This window comes from Aeribacillus sp. JST-2, from assembly GCF_056032925.1.
Map to the genome: position 1 here is coordinate 1 of NZ_JBVVUU010000116.1, position 603 is coordinate 603.

A 603-nucleotide genomic window follows, 5' to 3' on the forward strand; every position below is an offset into this window, starting at 1 on the left:
GTGAGCCATGGAGGATTCGAACCTCCGACCCTCTGATTAAAAGTCAGATGCTCTACCGACTGAGCTAATGGCTCAAAATATAAATGAATCAGTTTCATTTCTGCTTTATAAAAACCTGATGTTCCTTCCCTTCCAAGCATTTTCGTGGATGATGGAAACGTTAAGACCAACCGAAGTCATCCGATAAAGCTTGCTTATTGCAACTTGTCTGAGAGCATATTATCAATTTTAGCATAACAAGAAATATTACGACAAATGTTCAAAGACAGCGTTATCATGAAGTAATGAAAAGATGCCGGCGAGAGGAATCGAACCCCCAACCTACTGATTACGATTCAGTTGCTCTACCAATTGAGCTACACCGGCATGTGTGTATGTCAGTAAAACTTTTTCTATTATTGCTTTTATATAGTAAATATTGAACTGCATCTGCACAAAAATGGTGGAGGATGACGGGATCGAACCGCCGACCCCTTGCTTGTAAGGCAAGTGCTCTCCCAGCTGAGCTAATCCTCCATAAAAAAACTGCCTGGCAGCGTCCTACTCTCGCAAGGGACAACCCCTTACTACCATCGGCGCTGAAGAGCTTAACTTCCGTGTTCG

The 603-nt window shown here is 43.0% G+C and carries 3 tRNA genes and 1 rRNA gene; all 4 read right to left on the reverse strand.

Annotation, left to right across the window (positions count from 1 at the left end):
* Nucleotide 1: 1 nt before the first annotated feature.
* Nucleotides 2-74 (reverse strand) — tRNA-Lys (locus tag AC0KTX_RS16815).
* Between the two features lie 219 nt (nt 75-293).
* Nucleotides 294-366 (reverse strand) — tRNA-Thr (locus AC0KTX_RS16820).
* A 74-nt stretch (nt 367-440) separates the two neighbouring features.
* Nucleotides 441-516: transfer RNA gene (locus AC0KTX_RS16825), tRNA-Val, on the reverse strand.
* 11 nt (nt 517-527) lie between these two features.
* Nucleotides 528-603: ribosomal RNA gene (gene rrf, locus AC0KTX_RS16830) — 5S ribosomal RNA — on the reverse strand; the annotation flags it as partial.